The organism is Mesorhizobium sp. WSM4815, from assembly GCF_055811575.1.
Genome location: NZ_JBVVQS010000101.1, coordinates 200,503 through 224,495 on the forward strand (window position 1 = coordinate 200,503; position 23,993 = coordinate 224,495).

The window sequence follows — 23,993 nt, forward strand, 5'->3', positions numbered from 1 at the left end:
CCGGCAAGGACCCGGGCGCGGCCGATCGAAGACCCGTCGCCGCAGGGATTCGGCTGCGGCACGCCAGCAGAGGTAGCGGGCACGATGTCGCACCCTGGCAAGTTCTTGATTTTCATGGGAAAAATACTTGACGCTGAAGTCCTGCCCGTGGCTTGACGGGCGGGGACCCTCTAACTATGTTGCCGGCGACTTAAGAGCGGACGGACGGTGACGATCTGACCGGGCAAGGGGGTTGCGATGGCCGACAAGAATGGGCCAGACGGAACCGGAGAAACCGGCCGCGGCAAACAGCGTCAAGCCGACATCCGCGACGACGATCTTGAGCGCCGCCGGCGTGAACTTGAAGCATCGCTTGCGACAAGGCGGCCGGACCGGCTCGAGGGGAAAGACGACGCGAAAGCGGGCAGTGCGGCCGGATATGGCCAGGCGCTCAAGCTATCCAGCGAGTTCATCGCCGGGATAGTGGTTGGTGCCGGTCTTGGCTGGATCATCGACCGTGTGGCGGGGACATCGCCATGGGGTCTGATTGTTTTTTTGCTGCTCGGTTTTGGCGCCGGCGTGCTCAATGTTCTGCGCTCCGCGGGACTTATGGCGGAATTCGGACAGGGCGACAAAGCCCGCGATCCGAAAGAATGACTTGAGGCGCCGCTTGCCGGCGCAGTGAACAGGACACTAAAGCCGCGCGCGGCTTTGATGGGGATTTAAAGTGGCTGCTGACAAGGTCGATCCGATCCACCAGTTCCATATCAACAAGCTGATTCCGATCGAGATCGGCGGCTACGACCTGTCGTTCACCAATTCGGCGCTCTTCATGGTCGCGACCGTCGCCGTTGCCTCGGCGTTCCTCTATCTCAGCACCTCGAGCCGTAGCCTCGTTCCCAGCCGTCTTCAGTCGGTCTCGGAAATGGCCTACGAATTCGTCGGCAACATGCTGAGGGACGCAGCCGGAACCCAAGGCATGAAGTTTTTTCCCTTGGTATTTTCGCTGTTCATGTTCGTGCTCGTTGCCAATCTGCTCGGTCTTTTTCCATATTTCTTCACCGTCACAAGCCATATCATCGTCACCTTCGGCCTTGCCGCGCTGGTGATCGGAACCGTCGTCGTCTACGGCTTCATGAAGCATGGCCTTGGTTTCCTGAAACTGTTCGTGCCGCATGGCGTGCCGGTTTACCTGCTGCCGCTGGTGGTGCTGATCGAGGTGATTTCCTTCGTATCGCGCCCGGTCAGCCTCTCGGTTCGTCTGTTCGCCAACATGCTGGCCGGCCATATCACGCTGAAGGTGTTCTCGGGCTTCGTGGTGAGCTTGAGCGCGCTTGGCACGCTCGGCATTGCCGGATCGGTCCTGCCGCTGGCGATGGCCGTGGCGCTGACGGCGCTGGAGCTGCTGGTCGCCTTCCTGCAGGCCTACGTCTTTGCCGTGCTGACCTGCATGTATCTGAACGACGCCCTGCATCCCGGGCACTGACCCAGGTTGACCCAAGAGTTTCCGGCCCTGCTGCCGGGATAGAAATCGCAACGGAATTTTTAGATCCAAAGGAGTTGAACACATGGAAGCAGAAGCAGCAAAGTTCATCGGCGCCGGCATCGCATGCCTCGGCATGGGTGGCGCCGGTATTGGCCTTGGCAATATCTTCGGCAGCTATCTGGCGGGCGCGCTGCGCAACCCGTCGGCCGCGGATGGCCAGTTCGGCCGCCTGATCTTCGGCTTCGCCGTGACTGAAGCGCTGGGCATCTTCTCCCTGCTCATCGCGCTTTTGGCCCTGTTCGGCTGAGCCCCTGTTCGGCTAACATTGGGAATTGGAAGGGCCGGCCGCAAATCGGCGGCAGGCCTGACATCAGGGGATAGTCGATGTTCGTGACATCTGCCTTTGCGCAAGAGTCCGCGCCCGCCGTCGAAGGCGGCCATACCGGCACGGAAGGCGATACGCATTCCGGCACCGGTGTGCCTGCCGAGGCGCACGGCGTGTTCCCGCCATTCGATCCGGCGACATTCCCGTCGCAGCTTCTGTGGCTGGCGATCACCTTCGGGCTGTTCTACCTGTTCCTGAAGAAGGTGGTGATGCCGCGTGTTGGCGGCATCATCGATGTCCGGAACGACCGCATCACCCAGGACCTCGACCATGCCGCCAGGCTGAAGGGCGAGGCCGATGCCGCCGTTGCCGCCTATGAGCAGGAACTGGCGGAGGCCAAGACCAAGGCCAATGCGATCGGCCGGCAGGCCAACGATGCCGCCAAGGCGGAAGCCGAAGCCGCCCGCAAGAAGGTCGAGGCAGCGCTTGACCAGAAGCTTGGCGAAGCCGAGGCTCGCATTTCGACCATCAAGGCCAATGCCATGAAGGAAGTCGGCACGATCGCCGAGGACACGGCTTCGGCTATCGTCGAGGCGCTTGTCGGCGGCAAGGCCAGCAAGGCCGAGATCGCGGCAGCCGTCAAATCCGTGGCCCGGTGAGGAGCGCATCATGGACGCCACATCACTCGCGACGCTTTGGGCCACCGTTGCCCTCGTCATTTTTCTGGCCATTGCCGTCTACGTCAAGGTGCCGAAGCTGATCGCCAAGGCGCTCGACGCCCGCGCCGACAAGATCAGCAACGAGCTTGAAGAAGCGCGTCGGCTGCGCGAGGAGGCCCAGCAACTGCTCGGCCAATACCAGCGCAAGCGCAAGGAAGCCGAGCAGGAGGCCGCCGACATCGTCGCCGCCGCCAAGCGCGAGGCCGACATGCTGGCTGCCGAGGCGCACAAGAAGACCGAGGACTATGTCACCCGGCGCACCGCGCTTGCCGAACAGAAGATCGGTCAGGCAGAGCGCGAGGCGATCGGCGAAGTGCGCGCTAGTGCCGTCGATATTGCCGTCGAAGCCGCCCGCACGCTGCTCGCCGCCAAGATTGACGCCAAGGCGGGCGCCGATCTGTTCCAGGCCTCGCTTCAGGACGTCAAGTCCAGGCTGAATTAAGGAGAGAATCTCCCCCCTTGAGGGGAGATGTCGCCGAAGGCGACAGAGGGGGTCGCCTCGGCGTCGCGGCGCCCTATCGGATAATATGTCGAATGAAAGAGGGGCGCGGCGCTTCACGCGCGGCTACCCCCTCTGGCCTCCCGGCCATCTCCCCCTCAGGGGGGAGAAAGCGGTCAATCCAGACCCGAAAAACTCTCTTCGTCGAGCACTTCGGTTCCGCCAAGCCGGAACGGCGCGAAGGACGCGCGGTGCAGCCGCGCCACCGGTCCATGCACCTCGATCGCGGTGCGATGGCGGACCGTGGCGTAGCCCATATGGAGCTCGAAACCGTAATCTGCGTGATGGCTGCCGCAGCCGCACATCATGCGGTCGCGCATCACCTTGGCGACGATCGAGGCGGCGGCGATCGACTGCGAGCGCTGGTCGCCCTTGATCAGCGCTCTGCCTTCGCATGGCAGTCCGGGAGGCACGTCGCGGCCGTCGGCCAGGGCCAGCTTTGGCTGCACCGAGAGGCCGACCAAGGCGCGGCGCATCGCCTCGAGGCTGGCCTTGAGAATATTGCTGCCATCGATGCCTTCCGCGCTGACCGAGGCCATCGACACGGCAAGAGCGGAGCCAAGGATTTTCAGGAACAGCGCTTCGCGCTGCAGGTGGCTGAGGCGCTTGGAATCGTCGAGACCGTCGGGAATGTTGGCGGGATCGAGCACTACCGCTGCCGCGACGACCGGCCCGGCCAGTGGGCCGCGCCCGGCCTCGTCCATTCCCGCTACCGGCCACAGTCCTTCGGCCATCGCCTTCGTCTCGAAGGAGAAATCGGGTCTCTCAACGATTTCGAAGAGAAGCGGAGAATCAGAACGCGCGCGAGCCATGTTGCGGCGAGGTTCGCATCGGCTCCGATTCTCCGCAAGCCCCTCCGGGTCGGGTGAAGCACCGGACCCGGAGGGCACCGTCTGCAAGCCCGGGGACAGGACAGGCCGGACGGGATTTTTTCATCTGCCGCCGGCGTCGGCGGCAGACGGTGTCTTCAAAGCAGCATCAGTTGCTCGGTTGCCTTGGCTGCGGCGACGAACTGGTCGGTCCTGAGCGACCGCCGCTCGGCGTTGAGGCCAAGCCGTTTGGCGGCGATCTCGAAGCGCCGGCCGATCTGCCAGGCATAGGGGCCGGAGCCTTTCATGCGCTTGCCCCATTCCGAATCGTAATCCTTGCCGTCGCGCATCGAGCGGATCAGCGACATGACGTGACGGTAGCGGTCCGGATAATGACGCAGCAGCCAATCCTTGAAGATCGGCGCGACCTCCAGCGGCAGGCGCAGCAGGACGTAGCCGGCCTCGCGCGCTCCTGCCGCACGTGCCGAATCGAGGATTCGTTCCATCTCCTGATCGGTCAGGCCGGGGATGATGGGAGCGACCATGACCGAGGCCGGAATGCCGGCATCCGAAAGCTGCCTGATCGCCTCCAGCCGCTTGGTCGGCGTCGACGCGCGCGGCTCCATCGTTCTGGCCAGCATACGGTCGAGCGTCGTCACCGACAGCGCCACCTTGGCCAGCCCGCGTTCGGCCATGCGCGACAGAATGTCGATGTCGCGCGTCACCAGCGCGGATTTGGTGACGATGCCGACCGGGTGGCCGCGCGCCTCCAGCACTTCGAGGATCTCGCGCATGATCCGGTACTGCTTCTCGATCGGCTGATAGGGATCGGTGTTGGTACCGATGGCGATGGTGCGCGGCTGGTAGCCGTCCTTCGACAATTCCTTGTCGAGCAGCCGCGCCGCATCCGGCTTGGCGAACAGCTTCGATTCGAAATCCAGTCCCGGCGACAGGCCCATGAAGCTGTGCGTCGGCCGCGCGAAGCAATAGACGCAGCCATGTTCACAGCCGCGATACGGGTTGATCGAGCGGTCGAAGGAAATGTCGGGCGATTCGTTGCGGGTGACGATGGTGCGCGGCTTCTCGACCTGCACCTCGGTCTTGAACGGCGGCAGCTCCTCAAGCGAATTCCAGCCATCGTCGAACACATGCCGGCTGACCGGCTCGAACCGGCCGGACGGGTTGATGCCGGCGGACCGGCCGCGGTTGCGCTCCGGACGGATACGGACGCCACTCTGCTCGATCATTGCATTGGCCATCTCGGCTCTTCCAGCCCCGAAGGCAGCAATGTCGGCACGCACGATCTGTTCCATTTTCGCCCTCTCCCAGGGACTGTCGGCTGGCTGTCGAATCGCTCTGTTCATGAAAATAATCCTATTTTACCCGATGGAACAAAGCAAGAACATTTTTATGGAGCGACGCAAAACTGGCGCTGTGCCCGGCTTTCCGCTATTCGGCTAACGATGCTCAGCGTTCTCATACAGACCCTGAATGACGAGGAAAGACTTGCCCGCACGCTCGCCTCGCTGATCGGTGGCGCGGTCGAGGGCGTGGTGCGCGACGTTATCGTCTGCGACACCGGCTCGACCGACCAGACGCACCGCGTTGCCGAACATGCCGGCTGCCTTTATGTGGCGAGCGGCGGCATTGCTGCCGGCATCAGGCAGGCCAAGGGCGACTGGCTGCTGTTGTTGGAGCCGGGCGCGCGGTTGGGCGAGGGCTGGATCGACGAGGTCGTCGCCCACACCGCCAGGCAAACCATGCCGGCGCGATTCTCGCGGGCGCGCGGCAGCCGCGTGCCGTTCCTGTCGCGAGTGTTTTCGGGAAACCGGGCACTGGCCGAAGGGCTGGTGATCAGCAAGCGTCAGGCCGCGGCTCTATCGAAAAATGCCCGCAGCGCCGAAGCCATCGCCCGCGGCCTTGCGACCAAGCGGCTCGACGCCGAGATCTGGGTGGCGCCGGTGAAGTGACGGTCGTTTCTTTGCCGGTAAGCGGGCGAGGACGGTCGCGTCGTCTGTGTTCCTCCGAAGGAGCCATGCGACCGCAACGGACGCATCAAGGACGAAGACCATTAGTAGCGATGGCTGTCATGCTTCCAGGCCAGAACCTCCTCGGCGGTGACGGGCTTGGCCCTGGATCGCGCGGCGCGGACTTCTTCGATCAGGGCGCCCAGGTCGTTGATTTTGGGAATTCGGCTCAGTTTCGCGATCGGTTCGTTGCCGCGCGAAATGATGACTTCTTCGCCGGCTTCGACCTTGGCCAGCAGATTTGACAGGTGTGTCTTGGCCTCTCCGACCTTGACGGTGATGGTCATGGTTCTCTCCTGAGGTCGCGCGTCAGCGCCGTCGTCGAGCGGCGTGTGGACAGGACGGCAATCGGGAACTTTAGACGACGGCAGCGTGATTTTTCCGTGTTGGTCAACGCTTGATCTTACGACAATTATCCGGAGCGATTGAAGCAAATTGAATCAGCCGACGAACTCCTGCATGCGGTGATGGCCGGGCATGATGGAACCGCATTTGGCGCGATATTCGTGGGAGGGATGCACATGCTTGTCGTCCTGTGGGAAACTCGCGATACTCGGCGAGATTTCGGGGAGATCGCAGATGAATATATCCAAATTCGTTCGTATCGCCTTGCTGGCAGCCGCTTGCTCAGTGCCTGCGATCGTGGTGGCGCAGGAGTTGTCGCTTTGGTCGGTTTATGAGAACACGCTCAAATCGGCCAAGTACATCGATCTGACCCATGCCTTCGAGCCGGTGCAGCCGGTATGGCCGGGCTTCGCCAATGCCAGGTTCAAGCCGGCTGTCGCCGGGAAGGATATCGAGGGCTACGTCAAGGCCGGCGAAGAGTTCACTTACGACAAGCACGGCTTTGTCGCGAGCGCCTACGAGTTGACGACGGACCAATATGGCACGCAGCTCGATCCGCCCTCCCACTGGAACCCGCTCGGCGCAACGATCAGCGACCTGCCGGCCACCTATGCCGTGCGGCCGCTCGTCGTCATCGACATCAGCGGCAAGGTGCGGGCTGACGAAGGCTATCACCTCCAGGTCGCCGACATCGAGGAGTGGGAAAAGCAGCACGGCCGCATTCCGGAAGGTTCAGTCGTCTTCGTGCGTTCGGATTGGTACAAGAAGTGGTCCGATGCCGCGCGCTTCAACCAAAAACCGTTTCCAGGCGTCAGTTTGGACGCACTGAAATTCCTGCATCTGGAGCGGAAGATTCTGTTTCATGGACATGAACCGCTCGACACCGACACCACGCCCAATCTCGAAGGCGAACACTGGCTGCTTCACAACGATTTCACGCAGGCAGAAGGCGTTGCAAATCTCGACAAGGTGCCAGAGGCCGGCGCGTTGGTCACAATCGGCTTCGCCAAGCCGCTCGGCGGGTCAGGCGGATACGCGCGTTACATCGCGATTGCACCCGCCGACTGGACCGAGGGCGTCTCGGTCACCGAAGCGCCTGGTGCGCCGCTTTCCCGGCAAACCGCGCCGCTCAAGCGCGACGAGAGCGGCGTCTTCCGCCCGACGCCCTGATAGTAGAGGATATCATCTGGCGGCAGGGCCGTGGCACGTCCCATTCCACGCGATGTGTGGCGCAAGTCGGGACAAAAGGTTCAGACGACCAGCCCTCCGGCGCTCGCGAAAACGTGACTGTCCCGATGATAGCCATCACAATTGCTGGCGCTATCGTGGCATGTGCGCCAATCCTGCCACGGGAGACAGCCTTGCTCCGCCTGTCCGCCGCCGTTCTGCTGACTGTGGCTTTCTGGCCGTTCGCCGCTTCGGCCCAGGAAGAGCCGCCGCCGTCGAGATGCGTTGCGATCGCTGAAGCGCTGCCGTCGGCCACCTTTGCCAGCTTCACGGCGCCAAAGGCGCAGACGTCTCGGCTGGCCCAGGCTTTCGTCGACGGCGACGTTACGATCACCTATGCCGGCCATTCGACCTATGTGATCGAGACACCTGCCGGCGTCAGGATCGCTACTGACTTTTCCGGCGTCTATGGCGCTGACCCGCTGCCGCGCGTCGTGACTATGAACAAGGCCCACCGCACCCACTATTCGGACCATGTCGATCCCGGCATCGAATATGTGTTGCGCGGCTGGAATCCGGACGGCGGTCCGGCGCGCCACGCGCTTGTCGTCGACGATGTCTATATCCGCAACGTGCCGACGGATATCCGCAATGGCGGCGATCTCGGCAAGGACGGCAATTCCATCTTCATTTTCGAAGTGGCTGGACTCTGCATCGGCCACCTCGGCCATCTGCACCACCGGCTGGAGGATGCGCATTACGGCGCCATCGGCCGTCTCGATATTCTCATGGTGCCTATCGACGGCGGCATGACGCTGTCGCTCGACCGGATGACTGAAATCACCGCGCGGCTCTATTCCTCGATGATCCTGCCGATGCATCGCCATTCGACCCCGATCAGCGAATTCACAGGTAGGATGGGCGACGATTTCGCGGTGGAATTCTTCTCCGGCCGGTCGCTGACGGTCTCACTGAAGACCCTGCCCGACCGGCCGACGATCATCATCCTCGACGGGGTTTGACCGCTTCGTCGCGGCCTTCTCCGCTGTGCGCGGCCTCACTACTCCACCTCGCTCAAATCACGCGCTGTCGCGAACTCAACGAGCGTTAATGCTCCGTCAAGCTTGCCAGAAGGATTCCGGGCGATCCTTTTATTGTGCATTGCACAAAGCCTGACCGGGGATTACCGTTCCTGTGATGCGGGCGGACGGGTTTGGGTAACGCCTGAGCGTTGAGCGGCCGACGTTTCGTCGGCGCCGCCCTCACAGCTGAGGATCCTTATGACCCCTGACAAATCCGGTGCTGCAAGCCTCGAGTCGATCGCTCGAAACGGCAGCCTGCTGCGCCGCATTGCCGTGCGGATTCCGACCTATCTGTCGGACCTTCGCGAGAACCCGGCATGGCTGCCGATGTTCATGCTGGCGCGTACCATGCCGGCGCGGCGGTTACATTGGCGTGGCGCAAAACCGGTTCGACCGGCACAAGAAGTCCAGGAAACGGTGTTCACTGGCATCGACCGTGATGCGGTGGTCGGCGCGCTCCGCTCGGACGGGCTCTTTTCCGGACTTGCGCTGCCGCAGTCGATTCACGAGGAGATCGCCAGCTTCGCGCAGCGCACGCCTTGCTTCGGTAATTTCGACCGTCGGCTGGAGTTCCTGCCGGCAAAGCACGCAGAGGCCGAGAAGCGCTTCGGCCGTCCCTTGCTCAGCGGCCACTTTTTCGAGCGGATCCTCGACTGTAACGCTGCGCTTACCGTGCAGCGCGATCCGCTGCTTCTCGACATCGCCGCCCATTATCTCGGCAGCCAGGCGAAGCTGATCACCACGCGCGTCTGGTGGAGCTTTCCGACGAGCTCCGCCTCCGACGCCGAGAAGAACCTGGCGTCGCTTGGCAAGTACCACTTCGATCTCGACGATTGGCGGATGCTGAAATTCTTCTTCTATCTCAATCCGGTCGATGCCGAGACTGGCCCCCATGTCTATGTCCGCGGCAGCCACAACCGCCGCACCCTCAAGCACCAGTTGACGCTCCTCGTCGGCCATCCCGCGGAAGAGGTTCTGAATGTCTACGGCGCGCAGAGTCCGATTACGCTGACCGGAGAGGCGGGATCGGGCTTCGTCGAGGATCCCTTCGGCTTCCACATGGGCACCGTGCCGACGCGCAAGCCGCGGCTGATGATGGAAGTCGGCTTCGGCGTATCGTCGCCCTCGCGCCGGCGGTTCCACGGCGAGCCGGTCATTCGGTGATTTCGGCGCTGATTCTGGTCCCGAAACAGCCTTTTGAGAACCTGGTCTAACTTGTCTTGGTGCCGCCGCGCCGCAGATGCTCGTCCAGGCGCGGCATGATCTCGACGAAGTTGCAGGGCATGTGCCGGTAGTCGAGCTGCGGCTTCAAAATGCCGTCCCAGGCGTCCTTGCAGGCGCCGGGCGAACCCGGCAGCACGAAGACCAAGGTCGCGTTGACGACGCCGCCGGTCGCCCGGCTCTGGATCGTCGACGTGCCGATCTTGTCGTAGGAAATGCGGTGGAACACTTCGGAAAAGCCGTCCATGCGCTTTTCGAAGATCGGCTCCAGCGCCTCCGGCGTTACGTCGCGGCCGGTAAAACCAGTCCCGCCGGTGGTGATGACGACATCGATCGCTTCGTCCCTCGACCAGTTCTGAACCTTGTCGCGGATTTTCTCGCGGTCGTCGGTGACGATGTCGCGGCCGGCGAGAATATGGCCGGCCTCGACGATGCGGTCGGCCAGCACCTGGCCGGACTTGTCGTCGGCAGGGCTGCGCGTATCGGAAACGGTCAGCACCGCGATGCGCACGGGAATGAAGGAGCGGCTTTCGTCAATCCTGGCCATATGCGTCAGGCTCCGATGTCATGCTTCGCGTCGCGGCGACGAACCAGTCGGGATGGCGGCTGCGGATATTGACGGCGGCCCGCTTGGCGACATTGCCGGTCTCGAACAGCCCAAAACAGGTCGCACCGGAACCGGACATTCGCGCGAACCCCGCTCCGGCCTTGTTGAGCACCGAAAGCGCCTTGCCGATGATCGGTTGAATCGCCCGTGCCGCAGGCTCGAGATCGTTGCGCGTGATCTCCAGCCAGTTGCGGATGCTGTGGAAGTCGAGGTCGCGCGGCAGCGGCGGCAGTCCCTCATTGTCGCGATCGGAAAGCGCATTGAACACCTCGGCCGTGGAGATGGCAGTGCCGGGATTGACCAGAACCAGCCCGAGCGCGGGAAAGCCCGGCACGGCCGACAGTTCGTCACCGACGCCGCGCGCGATCAGCGGCCTTGCCATAAGGCACATGGGAACGTCGGCGCCCAGCGAGAGGCCGACCCGCGCCAGGTCGGCATCGTCGAGATCCAGCCTCCATGTCTCAACGAGCCCGCGCAGCACCGTTGCTGCGTCGCTCGACCCGCCGCCGACGCCGGATGCGACCGGCAGGTTCTTTTCGAGCCTGATTGCGACCGGCGGCGTATGCCGCGGACCAGCCTGTTTTCGCAGCGCATCGCGCGCTTTCACGACCAGATTGCTGTCGTCGAGCGGGACTGCGGAGGCATATCGGCCTGACACGGAAAACCCGTCGCTGTCGGCGAGTTCGATGTCAACCCGGTCGCCGAAGCGCGTGAACACCGCCAGGCTCTCGATCGTGTGATAGCCGTCGGCGCGCCTGCCGGTGACGTGCAGCGCGAGATTTATCTTGGCATGCGCATGCAATGCCCGGACCCTATTGCCGGAAGCCACTGTCTCAGTCACGAGAGGGATGATGTCAGTCCTTGGCCAGGCGGTATTCGCCGGTCTTCGGATCCCTGACCAGCGTGCCCATTGTGCCGTTGGTAGCCTGTTTTTCGGTGCGCCGAATCTTGGCCGTCACCCGCTCGGCTTCCCTGACGAAGGAGCGATAGCCGAAATAGGCGAGCAGGCCGACTGCGATAAAGAAAATGATCTGTGGCATGTCAAACTCCTCCCTCGCAAGGCCGACTGCGGCGCCCGTCGGGCCGATCAAGCTTTAAGTTAAACGCTTTCGCCGGTTTTTCAAAGCCCGAAGCGCGCCCACAGCGCGCGCTCTTCCGCCGCATCGATCACGCCGCTTGCGGCAGCAGCGGCGATCTCGGGCGCCGAAAAGCCGCCTCTGCTTGAGCCGAACCAGCCGAAGCGGCCGAACAGGCCGCGCGGCGCCGTGATCAGCTTGAGCTGGGTTTTTGGCCCGAAACGGGCCCTGAGCACGCTGCGCATATCGCCGAGCGCATCGACAAGGCCGAGCTCCAGCCCCTTCTTGCCTGTCCAGAACAGGCCGGTGAACAGATCCGGGTCGTCCTTGAGCTTGGCCCCGCGCCGGTCCTTGACGAGGTCGATGAAGGTCTCGTGGACCTCGAGCTGCAGCGCCTTCAGCCGCTCGATATCTTCCTTCTTCTCTGGCTTGAACGGATCGAGCACCGCCTTGTTCTGGCCGGCCGTATGGACGCGGCGCTCGACGCCGATCTTCTTCAACAGCTCGGGAAAGCCGAACGAGGCCGACACCACGCCGATCGAACCGACGATAGACGACGGATCGGCAAAGATCTCGTCGCCGGCGACCGCGATCATGTAGCCGCCCGACGCCGCCACGTCCTCGACGAAGACCAGGACCTTTTTGTTCTTCTCGCTCGCCAGGTCGCGGATGCGTCTGAAGATCAGCCGCGACTGCACCGGCGAGCCGCCCGGCGAATTGATCGAAATGGCGACGGCGGGCGCGTCGAAGGAAAACGCCTTCTCGATGGGGCCGGCGGTGGATGCCAGCGACAGGCTCGGCCGGAACGCGCCGCCGCCGGGCATGATGGTGCCGTGCAGCCGGATGACGGGAATGGTGACGATGTCGGAGCGCCAGGATTTCGGCAGCAGGCGGTTCAGGAAGCGTTTCACGGGGTCTCCGGTCAAAATTGCCTTGAAGGCATGTAGGGATTCGCCGGCCAACGGCAATGCCGCGACGCCGGCCGGCCAAAAAGGCTCAGTCGCCGAACAGCGATGCCATCCCGTTGTTGATCATCTCGGTCCGCTCCGTGGGGCCGTCACCGGATTGTGCGTGCAGCATCAGCGGCGGGCGGATCGACAGTTTTCCGCGTGCGCCGAGGATTGCCCTCACGACGATGCGGATCGCCGCTGCCTCGGGGCGGGGGTGGACGGCCAGCATCTCGGCGTCGCCGAAGCGGCCTGATATCGCATCGAGGATGGCGCCGAGCTGATCGGGCCTGGCAATCGCGGCAAGACCGCCGCGCGGCCTGACCACAGCAGCCGCGCTTCGGATCCAGCTGTCGAACAGCCCGTCCTCCATCACATGCGCCGCCTTCCTGAGCGGGTCGGGCGTGGCGCGATCCTCGGCGGCGTTGAAGGGCGGGTTCATGATGACGAAATCGAAGGAGTTGTCGGCAAGCCCAGTGGCGGTTCGCGCCTGGCCCGACAGCGCGACGTCGGCGGCGAGCACCGAGGCGCGGTCGTTGAGATGTGCATTGCCGGGGTGGGCAAGCGTCGTTGCGGCGAAGGCCGCCATTTCCGGAGACCGTTCGATGAGCACGGCCTCGGCATCAGGACAGCGCGACAGCACGGCCAGGCCTGCGGCGCCAGCACCCGCGCCGAAATCGGCAAGGCGCCCGGCGAAGGAGGACGGCACCGCAGCCGCCAGCATCATGGCGTCCATGCCGGCGCGATGGCCTGCCTGTTTCGGCTGCACCAGCCAGAACCGCCCGCGATGAAAAGCATCGACCGTATGGGCCGGCGTATCCTGGACAAGGGTGACGCGCACCGCGGGCATTACTTCTGGCGCATCTCGTTGGCGATGCCGGCATCCGTCAGGATGCGCCGCGCCGCATCGGCCTGGTCGGCGTCGACCATGATGCGCCTGGGCAGGATGCCGATCGAACCGTCGAGCACGCTCATGTTCTGGTCGGCGACGAAACAGCCGATGCCGGCATCGCGCATCAGCGATTCGACAAAGGAGATGATCACGGCGTCGTTGGTGCGGATAAGCTCTATCATAGGACGAAACTCGCAGGTTGCAGCGTCTATGTAAACGTGGGTGGCTTCCGTCGCCACCTCGACCGCGCCAAATCGCCTCTTGCCGTGCCTGTGGGTAGCGCCCTAGAGTCTGCTGCGGTATCGGGGTGCCGTCGTGCGCGTGACATAAGACGGGAGTTTGTCGTGGGTGTCGTTCTCAACATCGAAAACGGGAAGCGGGAAGCCGCCTCAATTAAGGATCTCATCGACCTGACTTCGGCCGATATGGGGCGCGTCAACAAACTGATCCTGTCGAAGGCCGGTTCCGACGTCGAGATGATCCCGGAGATTGCCAACCACCTGATCTCTTCGGGTGGCAAGCGGCTGAGGCCGATGCTGACGCTCGCCTCAGCGCAGATGTTCGGCTATTCCGGCGAGGGCCATGTCAAGCTCGCCACATCAGTCGAGTTCATGCACACCGCCACGCTCCTCCACGACGATGTCGTCGACGAGAGCGGCATGCGGCGCGGCAAGAAGACCGCCCGCATGATCTGGGGCAACCAGGCGAGTGTGCTGGTCGGCGATTTCCTGCTCGGCCAGGCTTTCCGCATGATGGTCGATGTCGGTTCGCTGGAAGCGCTCGACATCCTGTCCAGCGCTGCCTCGATCATTGCCGAGGGCGAGGTGATGCAGCTCGCCGCCGCCAAGAACCTCGAAACCACGGAGGATGAGCATTTCGCGGTGATCAAGGCCAAGACCGCTGCCCTGTTCTCGGCCGCCGCCGAGGTCGGTCCGGTCATCGCCCAGGCGACGCGAAACGATCGCGCGGCGCTGCGCTCCTATGGCATGAATCTCGGCCTTGCCTTCCAGCTGATCGACGATGCGCTGGATTATGGCGGCACCAGCAAGGATCTGGGCAAGAATGTCGGCGACGACTTTCGCGAAGGCAAGGTGACGCTGCCGGTGATCCTCGCCTACCGGCGCGGCACCAAGGCCGAACGCAGCTTCTGGAAGCGCGCCATCGAGGACAATGTCACCGATGACGCCGGGCTGGAAAAGGCAATCGGGTTGATGACCCGACACGGCGCTATCGCCGACACCATCGGGCGCGCCGGCCATTTCGGCGAGATCGCCCGCGACGCGCTGGCGCCGCTTGAAGCGACGTCGCAGAAATCGGCGCTGCTCGACGTCATCGATTTCTGCATCAGCCGGGTGAACTGAAAGACATCGCCGACATTTGGCCGGCACGGCGCCGGCCCGTGTTTTGGTCTTCCCGGAATTGCGGCGGTGAAATCATGCTCGTTCCGCAGCAGCATGGTTAGCAAGCAGGGCAGGGCTCCGTGACGGTCAGCGCGCCCGGCAAACTGTCGGGGTCATGAAAATGACCACGCGCTCTTCAGCAACGCCACGAGCTCGCTCTGACGGCTGGTTTCGGTTTTCCGGAAGATTCGCTCGAGATAGGTGCGGGCCGATTTGACGGCGATGCCGATTTCCATGGCCGCCTCCTGCACCGAATGGCCGGAGGCCAGCTCGACGGCGAGCCGGGCTTCCGCCGGCGTCAGGTCGAAGAGGCCTGAAAGCACATTGGGCGACGGAACAGTTGCGCCGGTACCGACCGTGGTTGCGACAACCAATACATCCGCACCCGAAAAAATGTCGTGCGCGGCGCGGCGCAGCGGCAACAGCTGAATGACCAGCGCGGGCCGCCCTTTGATGGCCGCAACCGGGATGGACCGCACGACGCGGTTATCCCGGTTCTGCGCGATGGCCTGCTGGAAAAGCGCGTTTGCAGTTTGATCGGCAATCGCCATGCCACCATGGGCTGTGGGAAGGAAGACGTCCGCCATGCCTTCGAAAAGCGGATTGGCCGTCAGCACACGGCCCGATCCACTCATGATTGCGGCCGGCAGCCCGATTTCCCGGAGAATGGATACGGCGGTCCTGGCCCGTTCCAGACCCAGGCGCCCGGCGACGAGGCCGGCCCGTGCGAGGTGCGGACGCAGTCCGTTCAACAGATCGATTGCGGCCTGGTCATAACTCCCGTCCTTCAGCCACCGCTGGAAGACAAAAAGGACAAGCTCGCCGCCAGGCATGGGAATGGCTGTGCATAGATGCGGCCCGATGCCGAACGCGGTGGCACTTTTGCGAACGGGATCGCGCTCGATCTCCTCGCAGGTGATGAAATTGTCGACCCGCACAAAGCTTGCTGGCTGCGCGGCGCACAAGCGCTTCACGCTCTCGGAAAACCGCCAAGTATCCCCCTTCGTGAACTCATCGAGCAAGGGCTGGAGATGCGTTTCGGTGATGGCGCGGACCGGCGAATGATCGCTGACTACAAAGATCGCGCCGTTTGCCGAGCGGGAGATCGCGCTTGCCGCCGCCAATACCTCCGGCCACAGCTCGGCCGCGAACGACGCTTCGTAGATTCGATCGACAATGGCGAAGGCCTGCTGGCCCTGCGGCATTTCCAGCATCGGCATCTTCCTGGGCGAAGCAACGGCATCCATCTGCACGGTTCCACGCATCATTCCGCTGCGGAAACTATCGACGCCCGCCGCTTACGGATCGCTTACGGCATCGCGGCGCCGATGCTGCAGCAGGACAGGCCGGCAGCGCGTCAGGCCGGCAAATCGCGGTCGACGGTCGCAATTTGGCGCCTTTCCGCGTTGTTTTTGATAGCATTACCCGATTGTGAATTCGGGCCGGGTTGAAGCCTCACCCCAAAAAGGCCATGCTTAACGTGGAAAAGATCGAGTCAACGGCGATCCCGCTGACGCGGGTATGGCTTCGACTGAAAGGGATATGATGCGGCAAGGATGTGCGCGCTGGCTGACAGGGCTGGCAATTGTGACGGGCATGGCGGTCTCCGGTCTGCCCGCCTATGCCAAAGAGACCACCGAGCCAGTCAATATCACGTCGTTCTCGGGGGCCTATCTTGCCGCGCGGGTCGCCGAAGGCGACAATGATCTCGACAGCGCCATCGCCTACTACAAGCAGGCGCTCGCCTTCGCTCCCGGTGACACCTCGTTGCAGCAAAGCCTGATGCTGTCGCTGATCGCCCAGGGGCGCTTCGAAGAATCCTTGGTCTATGCCGACAAGCTCAAAACGGTTCCCGACGTCGAGCGGTTCTCGCGCCTGGCGCTGGCCGTCGGTTCCTTTCACAAGAAGGACTTTTCCAAGGCCGAATACTGGCTCAAGCTTTCGCTCGAATCCGATCTCGACCGGCTGATCTCCGGCGTCATGACCGGCTGGGCCAAGCAGGGCGCCGGCGACCCCGGCGAGGCCATGGCCTCGATCGAAAAGCTGCAGGGCCCGGACTGGTTCGGCCTGTTCAAATCCTTCCATCGCGGGCTTATCGCCGATGCCTCGGGCCTGCCCGAAAAGGCGGATGCGATCTACGCCGCCACCTTGCAGGACACCGCGACCGGCGCCGCCGCGCCCGAAACCTGGATGCGCAACTCGCAGGCCTATGCCTCCTTCCTTGCCCGCAAGGGTGACAAGGACAAGGCGCTGTCCGTGCTCGATCAGGCCGAGGCATTTGCACCTGGCAAGGTCGAGATATCGGCGCTTCGCGACAGGATCGCCAAGGGCGAGAAGATCGAACCCTTCGTTGCCGGCCCGTCCGACGGCGCCTCGGAAATTCTGCTCGATCTCGCCACCGCGCTCAATCGCGGCGGTGGTGAGCCGTTCGTCCGCCTCTATCTGCAATACGCCCTGGCACTAAGGCCCGACAGCGACGCGGCCCTCGTCCAACTCGCCGCCGTCTCCGAGCAGTTGAAGGACGGCGAGGGCGCCATCGCCTTCTATCGCCGCATCCCGGCCGGTTCGCCGCTGAAGACGCTGTCGGAACTGCAGCTCGGCCTCAACCTTGCAGATCTCGACCGCTATGACGAGGCCATCGCCCATCTGAAGGCCCTCGTCGAAGCGCGTCCCGACGACATGCGCGCCTATCAGGCGCTCGGTGGCGTCTATGCCTCGAAGGAGGATTTCCGCTCCGCGGCCGGTCTCTATGACAAGGCGGTGGCGATGCTGAAGGCCCCGACCCGCGCCGATTGGAACATTTTCTACCAGCGCGGCATCGCCTATGAGCGACTGAAGGAGTGGCCGAAGGCCGAGCCGAATTTCCGCAAGGCGCTGGAATTGTTCCCCGACCAGCCGCAGGTTCTGAACTATCTTGGCTATTCCTGGGTGGACATGAACACCAACCTCGAGGAAGGCCTTCAGATGATCCAGAAGGCCGTCGAGCTCAGGCCGAGCGACGGCTACATCGTCGATTCGCTGGGCTGGGCCTATTTCCGCCTTGGCCGATTCGACGATGCCGTGCGCGAATTGGAACGTGCCGTTTCGTTGAAGCCGGAAGATCCGGTGCTCAACGATCACCTTGGCGATGCCTATTGGCGCGTCGGCCGCAAATTGGAAGCCACCTTCCAGTGGAACCAGGCTCGCGACCTCAAGCCGGATCCCGGCGTGCTCGCCGCCTTGCAGCAGAAACTGCTGAAGGGCCTGCCGCCGATCGAATCCAACACGGCGCAGGAAACCCCGAAGGTCAAGCCCGAACCGACGACTGCGCCAAAGGGCTGAATACTTCTGAATTCGATTATGCGGGGCTCGTCGCCGCTGTCGCTAAGGGTCTGGACTATAAGCCATGCTAATCGTGCGCGGTGCCGAGCACCGCTCGGAGCCCTGAGTCGTTCTGTTCCTCGATCCATCGGGTCGTACGGTCGTAGGCATCCGAAAACAACTCGGAATGCCGACTCCAATCCATGAAGCTGATCGTGTTCGGAACCTCCGGACAGACCAGGATATCCTCTTCGCCGACGGCAATGTCCTGTGGCCGGTGTGCCAGCATGCTCATGTCAATGACCTGAAGGATGCTGGGAACCCGAGGCAAGCGGGCACGACCGAAAGGGTTCAGCAAGGCCATTGCCAGTTCGGAAGCTCCGGGGATACGGTCATAGTCTATGTCGTATTTCTGCGGTGCACTCGACCCGAAGGTAACGATGACATTGGGTCCGGTCTTGAGCTCCTTCATCTGCTCCAGCGGCAAATTGTTCATGATAGCGCCGTCCACCAGCATATCGCCGTCATCCGTAAAGAACGGCGGCAGGACGCCCGGGATGGAGCCGGACGCCCGAACGGCGTGCCAAAGCTTTCCACGACGGTGGACTTGGGGCTGACGGCTGCTCAGATTGGTCGAAAGCGCAAAGAACGGAAGCCAAAGATCCTCGATCAGAACGTCGCCGTATTCCAGCCGAAGGGCCCGATCAAACGCTTTGTGATCCAGAAGCGCGAAATGCGGCAAGGTGGGACGGCGAAACGCCCGGCTCTTGATAAATATGTTGTGGGTGCCTCGGTCGATCTGGTCGGCATCCAAGCCTCTTGCGAAGCCGGCCATCATCGCCGCGCCGGAACTTGTCCCGCCGAGATAGTCGAAGCAAGCGCCCGCCTCAACGAAAGCCTTGTAGACGCCCAAATGAGCGCTGCCGAGGGACCCACCCCCTGCCGCCACGAAGCCCAGTGCCTTGCCCGAAATAAATCGGACCAGGCGCTGGAAATCAGACGCGTCGTCCAGCGCAACATGATGATGCTGGTCAACATAGGGTCGCTCATCGAGCCATGCAGAGGTACCGGAGACCGCAGCCGAGCGAGTGTCGTGAATTAGGACAAGCCGACTGGTCGATGGCGGATGGATCGATAGCGTCAGTTCCTCAGATGGGTTCAGACGAGGCGAGCAGGATGCGTTGGCCAGCAACAAGACGGTATCGGCCTGGCGAATGCAGACTTGGGTCCATTCATTAGGTTCCTCATCGGCAACATAGACGATGAATTGGGCTTCCGCCTCGAGTTCGTTCAACCAGTTAAGGATCGGCTGGTCGTCGATCGGAAAACCTGGGAACTTCGCTTGGATGTCAAGCCGGGAAACGAACCGAGCGCGCGTGGCCGCGCCGAACGCTTGCCGCAGGTGCTGGATGAACACCGGTGAGATGCGACTTCCGCCGGCTGCAATGATCGCAAGCGTTCGGATCTTGGCAGGTTCCTTGAGACGCGACGAACTGGGAGATTGGGTGGCAAACCGGCGCGCCAGAAATACCGTGACCGCCTCTCTCAGGCTCGGCAAAGTCTCGGCCGCCTTCTCGAAATGATTGCGACCGATTTCAAGGACGATCGAATCGCGCGCTGCAAGGACAGTGGCCATGCGGGGTAGTCCCGCGAAGAAACCGATTTCACCGATGAGTTCACCCTGCGCGATCTCGGCGACCGAGCCAGTCGAATCTCCTTTGTGTACCGTAAAGCGTCCAGACAGCACGATGAAAAACCTGTCCGACGCATCGCCTTCGCGAACCAGAACCTCACCGCGTCTCAGGACCCGACGGTCGGATTCGGCAGCTAAAGCCTCGAGCGCCAGCAACGACGCCCGATCGAACATCAATGTTGCCGACAATAAACTCGCTGCAAGAGAATCGACGGAGGACATCTGAGCCATCCCTTGGGAATCCATGACTTTGTCTCCTCAGGGTGCTGGACGCCCTGCCGAATGATACCACACAAGAGAGCCGCCGACGGCTGAGGCGCGGGACTGATCGCTGGGCGCTCTCATCTCTGGCTCCCAGGAAGGGCCACGATCAGGCCGCCACGTCCCTGCCGTTTCGGCGTGTCGACGATTTCACTTGCGCCGTATGTCACGCGTTAACTCACCCGATTGCCCTGGCTGCGGCCGGCCCCTTGCCTTGACGCTTGCCGGTGGGCGCTCTAGGGAGGGCCGCATCCCCGCCTTTCCCGTCGAGGCCGCCGTGACAGTTGATATCCCAGCCCATATGCATCCCAGCCGCTCGTTCCAGGGGCTGATCCTGACTTTGCATAACTACTGGGCGGATTATGGCTGCGTCGTTCTCCAGCCCTATGACATGGAAGTCGGCGCCGGCACGTTCCACCCGGCGACGACGCTGCGCGCGCTCGGGCCAAAGCGCTGGAACGCGGCCTATGTGCAGCCTTCGCGCCGGCCCAAGGACGGGCGCTACGGCGAGAACCCGAACCGGCTGCAGCACTATTACCAGTACCAGGTGATCCTGAAGCCGAACCCGCCCAATCTGCAGGAACTTTATCTCGGCTCGCTGGCGGCCATCGGCGTCGATCCGCTTCTGCATGACATCCGCTTCGTCGAGGACGACTGGGAAAGCCCGACGCTCGGCGCCTGGGGGCTGGGCTGGGAGTGCTGGTGCGACGGCATGGAAGTGTCGCAGTTCACCTATTTCCAGCAGGTCTGCGGCATCGAATGCGCGCCGGTGGCGGGCGAGCTCACCTACGGGCTGGAGCGGCTGGCCATGTATGTGCAGGGCGTCGACAATGTCTACCACCTCAACTTCAACGGCCGCGACGGCGCCGATAAGGTGACCTATGGCGAGGTCTTCCTGCAGGCCGAGCAGGAGTATTCGCGGCACAATTTCGAATTCGCCAATACCGCGATGCTGCTTCGGCATTTCGAGGACGCCGAAGCCGAGTGCAAGGCGCTGCTCGATGCCGGCGCGCCCATCTCCCCCCTCAAGGGGGAGATGTCCGCCAAGCGGGCAGAGGGGGTTGCCACAGAAGGCACCGCAAGTAAGGCCCCAGCGACTCCTCCCGCGTCTGGCCACCCCCTCAAGGGGGAGGGGAACCACCGTCTGGTATTTCCCGCCTACGACCAGTGCATCAAGGCCAGCCACGTCTTCAACCTGCTCGACGCACGCGGCGTGATTTCGGTCACCGAGCGGCAGAGCTACATCTTGCGGGTGCGCAATCTGGCGAAAGCCTGCGGCGAGGCGTTTTTGCTGACGCAGGCGGGCGGGCTGGCGGCTTAGGCCCAGAGGCTATTCGCGACTTCGACTGACGCGCTGATTGGCAATACGCCTTGGCCGCTGGAGCCAGCCATTGTCCGCAGCGCTTGTCTAACGCCAGGCATCGTGAACGTGCCATGAGCCTGCGCCGCAAAGCAGGCGCTGAGCGCGAGGATCTGCAGGAATGTCGATGCCGTCTTCATGGTCGTTCAACCAATAGTTCTCTGCCTGAGCGTTGGTCGCTTCAGCGCTGCGTTCGGTTCATGGAGATCTTTGACCCAAGGACGGGCGACCCCGCTTCGACCCGACAGACAGCGGAATATTTTGGCAAACGTCCGTGGATGCGCCGATTGCATGGGGCCAGCCGAGTTGCTATGCCGCCTGGACCATTTCGCCGCGTGAGCACAATTTATGCCCGACCTGCTTTTAGAACTCCGTTCGGAAGAGATCCCCGCGCGCATGCAGCGCAAGGCGGCGGGCGACCTGAAGAAGATGATGACGGACGGTTTGGTCGAGGCCGGGCTGACCTATGAGGCGGCGCGCGAATATTGGACGCCGCGCCGGCTGGCGCTCGACATTCGCGGCGTGACCGCGCGCTCGAAGGACATAAGCGAGGAGATCAAGGGACCCTCGACCAAAGCGCCCGAACAGGCGGTCCAGGGTTTTCTGCGCAAGGCCGGTCTTTTCTCGATCGCCGAGGCGCAAGTCCACGCCGATCCGAAGAAGGGCGACTTCTATGTCGCCCATATTGCGAAGCCGGGCCGGGCGGCGGAAGAGATCATCGCCGAACTGGTGCCGGACATCATCCGCGACTTTCCATGGCCGAAATCGATGCGCTGGGGGCCGGCCTCGGCGAAACCGGGATCGTTGCGCTGGGTGCGGCCGCTGCAGTCCATCCTCTGCACCTTCGGCCCGGAGACCGAGGAGCCGGTGGTCGTCGATTTCGAGATCGACGGCATCCGCTCGGGCAACATCACCTACGGCCATCGTTTTCACGCGCCGGGCGCCATCAGCGTGCGCCGCTTCGACGACTATGTCGCCAAGCTGGAGGCGGCCAAGGTCGTGCTCGACGCCGACCGGCGCAAGCAGATCATCCTTTCCGACGCCAGGAATCTCGCTTTCGCCAACGGGCTCAACCTTGTCGAGGACGAGGGGCTGCTTGAGGAAGTGTCAGGCCTGGTCGAATGGCCGGTCGTGCTGATGGGCGAATTCGAGCAGGACTTTCTCGCCATTCCGGCCGAGGTGGTCCGGCTGACCATCCGCGCCAACCAGAAGTGTTTTGTCACGCGGCCGCACGCCGTCGGTGAGGAGCTTTCCAATCGCTTCATCTTGACCGCCAATATCGAGGCCAGTGACGGCGGCAAGCAGATCGCCCACGGCAACGGCAAGGTGGTACGCGCCCGCCTTTCCGACGCGCTCTATTTCTGGAAGACCGACCAGGGCGATTTGCCCGACCTCGACCAGTTGCAGGCATCGGCGGAAAAGTTCGGGCTCGATCTCAAAAAGCCGCTCGACCAGCGCATGGCCCGCCTCGACCATCTCGGCGTCACCTTCCACGCCAAGCTCGGCACGCAGGGTGAGCGGGTGGAGCGGATTGCCCAACTGGCTGAAGAATTGGCGCCGATAGTGGCGAGCGCAATCTCCCCCCTTGAGGGGGAGATGGCCGGTAGGCCAGAGGGGGTCGTTGCGCGCGAAGCGCCGGCATCCTCTGTCCATAATAGGGCGTCGCGCCAGGACGCGCCGACCCCCTCTGTCGCCTTCGGCGACATCTCCCCCTCGAGGGGGGAGATTACCGCTCTGGCACGTCGCGCTGCCGTCCTGGCCAAGGCCGACCTCACCACCGAGGTGGTCGGCGAGTTCCCGGAATTGCAGGGAGCCATGGGCCGCAAATACGCGCTGCTGCAGGGCGAGCATCCCTCTGTAGCCGCAGCCGTCGAGGACCACTATAAGCCGCAGGGCCCGTCCGACCGTGTGCCGACCGACCCGGTATCGGTGGCTGTAGCGCTCGCCGACAAGCTCGACATGCTGGTCGGGTTCTGGGCGATTGACGAAAAACCGACCGGGTCGAAAGACCCCTTTGCGCTGAGGAGGGCGGCGCTGGGGGTGATCAGGATTTTGGTCGAGAATCGTGTCCGGCTTGCGCTGACATCTCTCTTCGACCGCCCTTACCAGATGGCGAACTATCTCGCGTCCGGACGGCCCTTTAGCGCCGACCTCCTCGCCTTCTTCCACGACCGCCTAAAGGTCTATCTGCGCGACCAGGGTGCGCGGCATGATTTGATAGATGCGGTGTTGGCGGCGGATTCGCGCCCGATCTCCCCCCTTGAGGGGGAGATGTCGCCGAAGGCGACAGAGGGGGTCGCCGACCCACGCGAGGCACCCCCCTCTGCCCTGCCGGGCATCTCCCCCTCAAGGGGGGAGATTGGCCAATCGTCCAACGACGATCTCCTGCAAATCGTCCGTCGTGTCAAAGCCCTGGGCTCTTTCCTCGACACCGAGGACGGCAAGAACCTGCTAGCCGGCACCAAGCGCGCGGCCAACATTCTGGCCGCCGAAGAGAAGAAGAAAACGACGATCGCCGAAAATGTTGAGCCGGCTCTATTCCGGGAAGAGGCCGAGAAATCGCTGTTTGCCGCGGTGAATCAGGCCGAGAAGGAAGCCGGCCAAGCGATTCACAACGAAGACTTTTCCGCCGCCATGCTGGCGCTTAGCGCGTTGCGTGAACCGGTTGATTCATTCTTCGAACGCGTTCTTGTGAATGATGAGGACCAGGCCGTGCGCGCCAACCGCCTGGCGTTGCTGGCGCGCATCCGGGCAGCGACCGACCAGGTCGCGGATTTCTCGAAAATCGCCGGCTGAGG

General features: G+C 63.0%; 24 protein-coding genes. 13 read left to right on the forward strand and 11 right to left on the reverse strand.

Features of this window, described 5'->3' with window-relative positions; translation table 11 throughout:
- The first annotated feature begins 237 nt into the window (after positions 1 to 237).
- From AC0L2B_RS26500 to AC0L2B_RS26520, 5 genes are all read left to right on the forward strand, one after another.
- Positions 238 to 636 (forward strand): AtpZ/AtpI family protein, encoded by a 399-nt coding sequence (locus tag AC0L2B_RS26500; RefSeq protein ID WP_128167711.1) that lies wholly within the window; start codon positions 238 to 240, stop codon positions 634 to 636.
- Positions 637 to 706: 70 nt separating this feature from the next.
- Positions 707 to 1,465, forward strand: a complete 759-nt coding sequence (locus tag AC0L2B_RS26505) for a F0F1 ATP synthase subunit A (protein WP_077381387.1) — start codon at positions 707 to 709, stop codon at positions 1,463 to 1,465.
- 82 nt (positions 1,466 to 1,547) lie between these two features.
- Positions 1,548 to 1,772 (forward strand): F0F1 ATP synthase subunit C, encoded by a 225-nt coding sequence (locus AC0L2B_RS26510; protein WP_023799397.1) that lies wholly within the window; start codon positions 1,548 to 1,550, stop codon positions 1,770 to 1,772.
- Between the two features lie 77 nt (positions 1,773 to 1,849).
- Entirely contained in the window at positions 1,850 to 2,449 is a 600-nt protein-coding gene (locus AC0L2B_RS26515; RefSeq protein ID WP_473609101.1) for a F0F1 ATP synthase subunit B, read from the forward strand.
- Positions 2,450 to 2,459: 10 nt separating this feature from the next.
- Complete coding sequence (locus tag AC0L2B_RS26520; RefSeq protein WP_023799395.1) at positions 2,460 to 2,951, forward strand: F0F1 ATP synthase subunit B; 492 nt, start codon at positions 2,460 to 2,462, stop codon at positions 2,949 to 2,951.
- A gap of 173 nt (positions 2,952 to 3,124) precedes the next feature.
- Here the strand turns inward: AC0L2B_RS26520 and AC0L2B_RS26525 are convergent, their stop codons facing one another.
- Both AC0L2B_RS26525 and AC0L2B_RS26530 read right to left on the reverse strand, forming a co-directional pair.
- Positions 3,125 to 3,820 (reverse strand): ribonuclease HII, encoded by a 696-nt coding sequence (locus AC0L2B_RS26525; RefSeq protein ID WP_128167708.1) that lies wholly within the window; start codon positions 3,818 to 3,820, stop codon positions 3,125 to 3,127.
- Between the two features lie 155 nt (positions 3,821 to 3,975).
- Positions 3,976 to 5,130, reverse strand: a complete 1,155-nt coding sequence (locus AC0L2B_RS26530; protein ID WP_027152303.1) for a PA0069 family radical SAM protein — start codon at positions 5,128 to 5,130, stop codon at positions 3,976 to 3,978.
- A gap of 150 nt (positions 5,131 to 5,280) precedes the next feature.
- On the opposite strand from AC0L2B_RS26530, the gene AC0L2B_RS26535 reads away from it, so the two are divergent.
- Positions 5,281 to 5,787: a glycosyltransferase gene (locus tag AC0L2B_RS26535; RefSeq protein ID WP_128172258.1), complete on the forward strand. Its 507-nt coding sequence runs from the start codon at positions 5,281 to 5,283 to the stop codon at positions 5,785 to 5,787.
- 101 nt (positions 5,788 to 5,888) lie between these two features.
- On the opposite strand, the gene AC0L2B_RS26540 is transcribed toward AC0L2B_RS26535, so the two are convergent.
- Positions 5,889 to 6,131, reverse strand: coding sequence for a type II toxin-antitoxin system Phd/YefM family antitoxin (locus AC0L2B_RS26540; RefSeq protein WP_091596052.1), 243 nt, complete (start codon positions 6,129 to 6,131; stop codon positions 5,889 to 5,891).
- Positions 6,132 to 6,423: 292 nt separating this feature from the next.
- Between AC0L2B_RS26540 and AC0L2B_RS26545 the strand changes: the two genes are divergently transcribed.
- The 3 genes from AC0L2B_RS26545 (at position 6,424) to AC0L2B_RS26555 (ending at position 9,602) form a co-directional block, all read left to right on the forward strand.
- The gene (locus AC0L2B_RS26545; RefSeq protein ID WP_473747419.1) at positions 6,424 to 7,359 is read left to right on the forward strand and encodes a cyclase family protein; all 936 of its coding nucleotides are present in this window, start codon (positions 6,424 to 6,426) and stop codon (positions 7,357 to 7,359) included.
- A gap of 191 nt (positions 7,360 to 7,550) precedes the next feature.
- Positions 7,551 to 8,378: an MBL fold metallo-hydrolase gene (locus AC0L2B_RS26550; RefSeq protein ID WP_473747420.1), complete on the forward strand. Its 828-nt coding sequence runs from the start codon at positions 7,551 to 7,553 to the stop codon at positions 8,376 to 8,378.
- A gap of 258 nt (positions 8,379 to 8,636) precedes the next feature.
- Complete coding sequence (locus AC0L2B_RS26555) at positions 8,637 to 9,602, forward strand: phytanoyl-CoA dioxygenase family protein (protein WP_473626387.1); 966 nt, start codon at positions 8,637 to 8,639, stop codon at positions 9,600 to 9,602.
- 46 nt (positions 9,603 to 9,648) lie between these two features.
- On the opposite strand, the gene moaB is transcribed toward AC0L2B_RS26555, so the two are convergent.
- The 6 genes from moaB to AC0L2B_RS26585 form a co-directional block, all read right to left on the reverse strand.
- Entirely contained in the window at positions 9,649 to 10,206 is a 558-nt protein-coding gene (gene moaB, locus AC0L2B_RS26560; RefSeq protein WP_473520602.1) for a molybdenum cofactor biosynthesis protein B, read from the reverse strand.
- Positions 10,193 to 11,095, reverse strand: coding sequence for a 4-(cytidine 5'-diphospho)-2-C-methyl-D-erythritol kinase (locus AC0L2B_RS26565; protein WP_473747421.1), 903 nt, complete (start codon positions 11,093 to 11,095; stop codon positions 10,193 to 10,195). Before AC0L2B_RS26565 ends, moaB begins: the two co-directional genes overlap by 14 nt.
- A gap of 25 nt (positions 11,096 to 11,120) precedes the next feature.
- A complete protein-coding gene (locus AC0L2B_RS26570; RefSeq protein WP_077381693.1) occupies positions 11,121 to 11,306 on the reverse strand; it encodes a hypothetical protein in 186 nt (61 codons plus the stop codon).
- An 80-nt stretch (positions 11,307 to 11,386) separates the two neighbouring features.
- Complete coding sequence (locus AC0L2B_RS26575; RefSeq protein WP_473747422.1) at positions 11,387 to 12,253, reverse strand: S49 family peptidase; 867 nt, start codon at positions 12,251 to 12,253, stop codon at positions 11,387 to 11,389.
- Between the two features lie 85 nt (positions 12,254 to 12,338).
- Complete coding sequence (locus AC0L2B_RS26580; RefSeq protein WP_027152314.1) at positions 12,339 to 13,139, reverse strand: tRNA1(Val) (adenine(37)-N6)-methyltransferase; 801 nt, start codon at positions 13,137 to 13,139, stop codon at positions 12,339 to 12,341.
- Positions 13,139 to 13,363: a putative signal transducing protein gene (locus tag AC0L2B_RS26585; RefSeq protein WP_027152315.1), complete on the reverse strand. Its 225-nt coding sequence runs from the start codon at positions 13,361 to 13,363 to the stop codon at positions 13,139 to 13,141. The genes AC0L2B_RS26580 and AC0L2B_RS26585 overlap by 1 nt, the downstream gene beginning before the upstream one ends.
- A 162-nt stretch (positions 13,364 to 13,525) precedes the next feature.
- On the opposite strand from AC0L2B_RS26585, the gene AC0L2B_RS26590 reads away from it, so the two are divergent.
- Positions 13,526 to 14,542: a polyprenyl synthetase family protein gene (locus tag AC0L2B_RS26590; RefSeq protein ID WP_473642959.1), complete on the forward strand. Its 1,017-nt coding sequence runs from the start codon at positions 13,526 to 13,528 to the stop codon at positions 14,540 to 14,542.
- Between the two features lie 152 nt (positions 14,543 to 14,694).
- Here AC0L2B_RS26590 and AC0L2B_RS26595 read toward each other — a convergent pair whose 3' ends face one another.
- Entirely contained in the window at positions 14,695 to 15,795 is a 1,101-nt protein-coding gene (locus AC0L2B_RS26595; RefSeq protein WP_473642961.1) for a helix-turn-helix transcriptional regulator, read from the reverse strand.
- 331 nt (positions 15,796 to 16,126) lie between these two features.
- Here AC0L2B_RS26595 and AC0L2B_RS26600 point away from each other — a divergent pair, with 331 nt between their 5' ends.
- Positions 16,127 to 17,902, forward strand: a complete 1,776-nt coding sequence (locus AC0L2B_RS26600) for a tetratricopeptide repeat protein (RefSeq protein ID WP_473643097.1) — start codon at positions 16,127 to 16,129, stop codon at positions 17,900 to 17,902.
- A 67-nt stretch (positions 17,903 to 17,969) separates the two neighbouring features.
- Here AC0L2B_RS26600 and AC0L2B_RS26605 read toward each other — a convergent pair whose 3' ends face one another.
- On the reverse strand, positions 17,970 to 19,796 hold the full coding sequence (locus AC0L2B_RS26605) for a patatin-like phospholipase family protein (protein WP_473747423.1): 1,827 nt from the start codon (positions 19,794 to 19,796) through the stop codon (positions 17,970 to 17,972).
- Between the two features lie 316 nt (positions 19,797 to 20,112).
- Here AC0L2B_RS26605 and AC0L2B_RS26610 point away from each other — a divergent pair, with 316 nt between their 5' ends.
- Together AC0L2B_RS26610 and glyS are read left to right on the forward strand one after the other, a co-directional pair.
- Complete coding sequence (locus AC0L2B_RS26610; protein ID WP_473642965.1) at positions 20,113 to 21,156, forward strand: glycine--tRNA ligase subunit alpha; 1,044 nt, start codon at positions 20,113 to 20,115, stop codon at positions 21,154 to 21,156.
- Positions 21,157 to 21,543: 387 nt separating this feature from the next.
- Entirely contained in the window at positions 21,544 to 23,991 is a 2,448-nt protein-coding gene (glyS, locus tag AC0L2B_RS26615) for a glycine--tRNA ligase subunit beta (protein ID WP_473747424.1), read from the forward strand.
- Positions 23,992 to 23,993 lie beyond the last annotated feature (2 nt).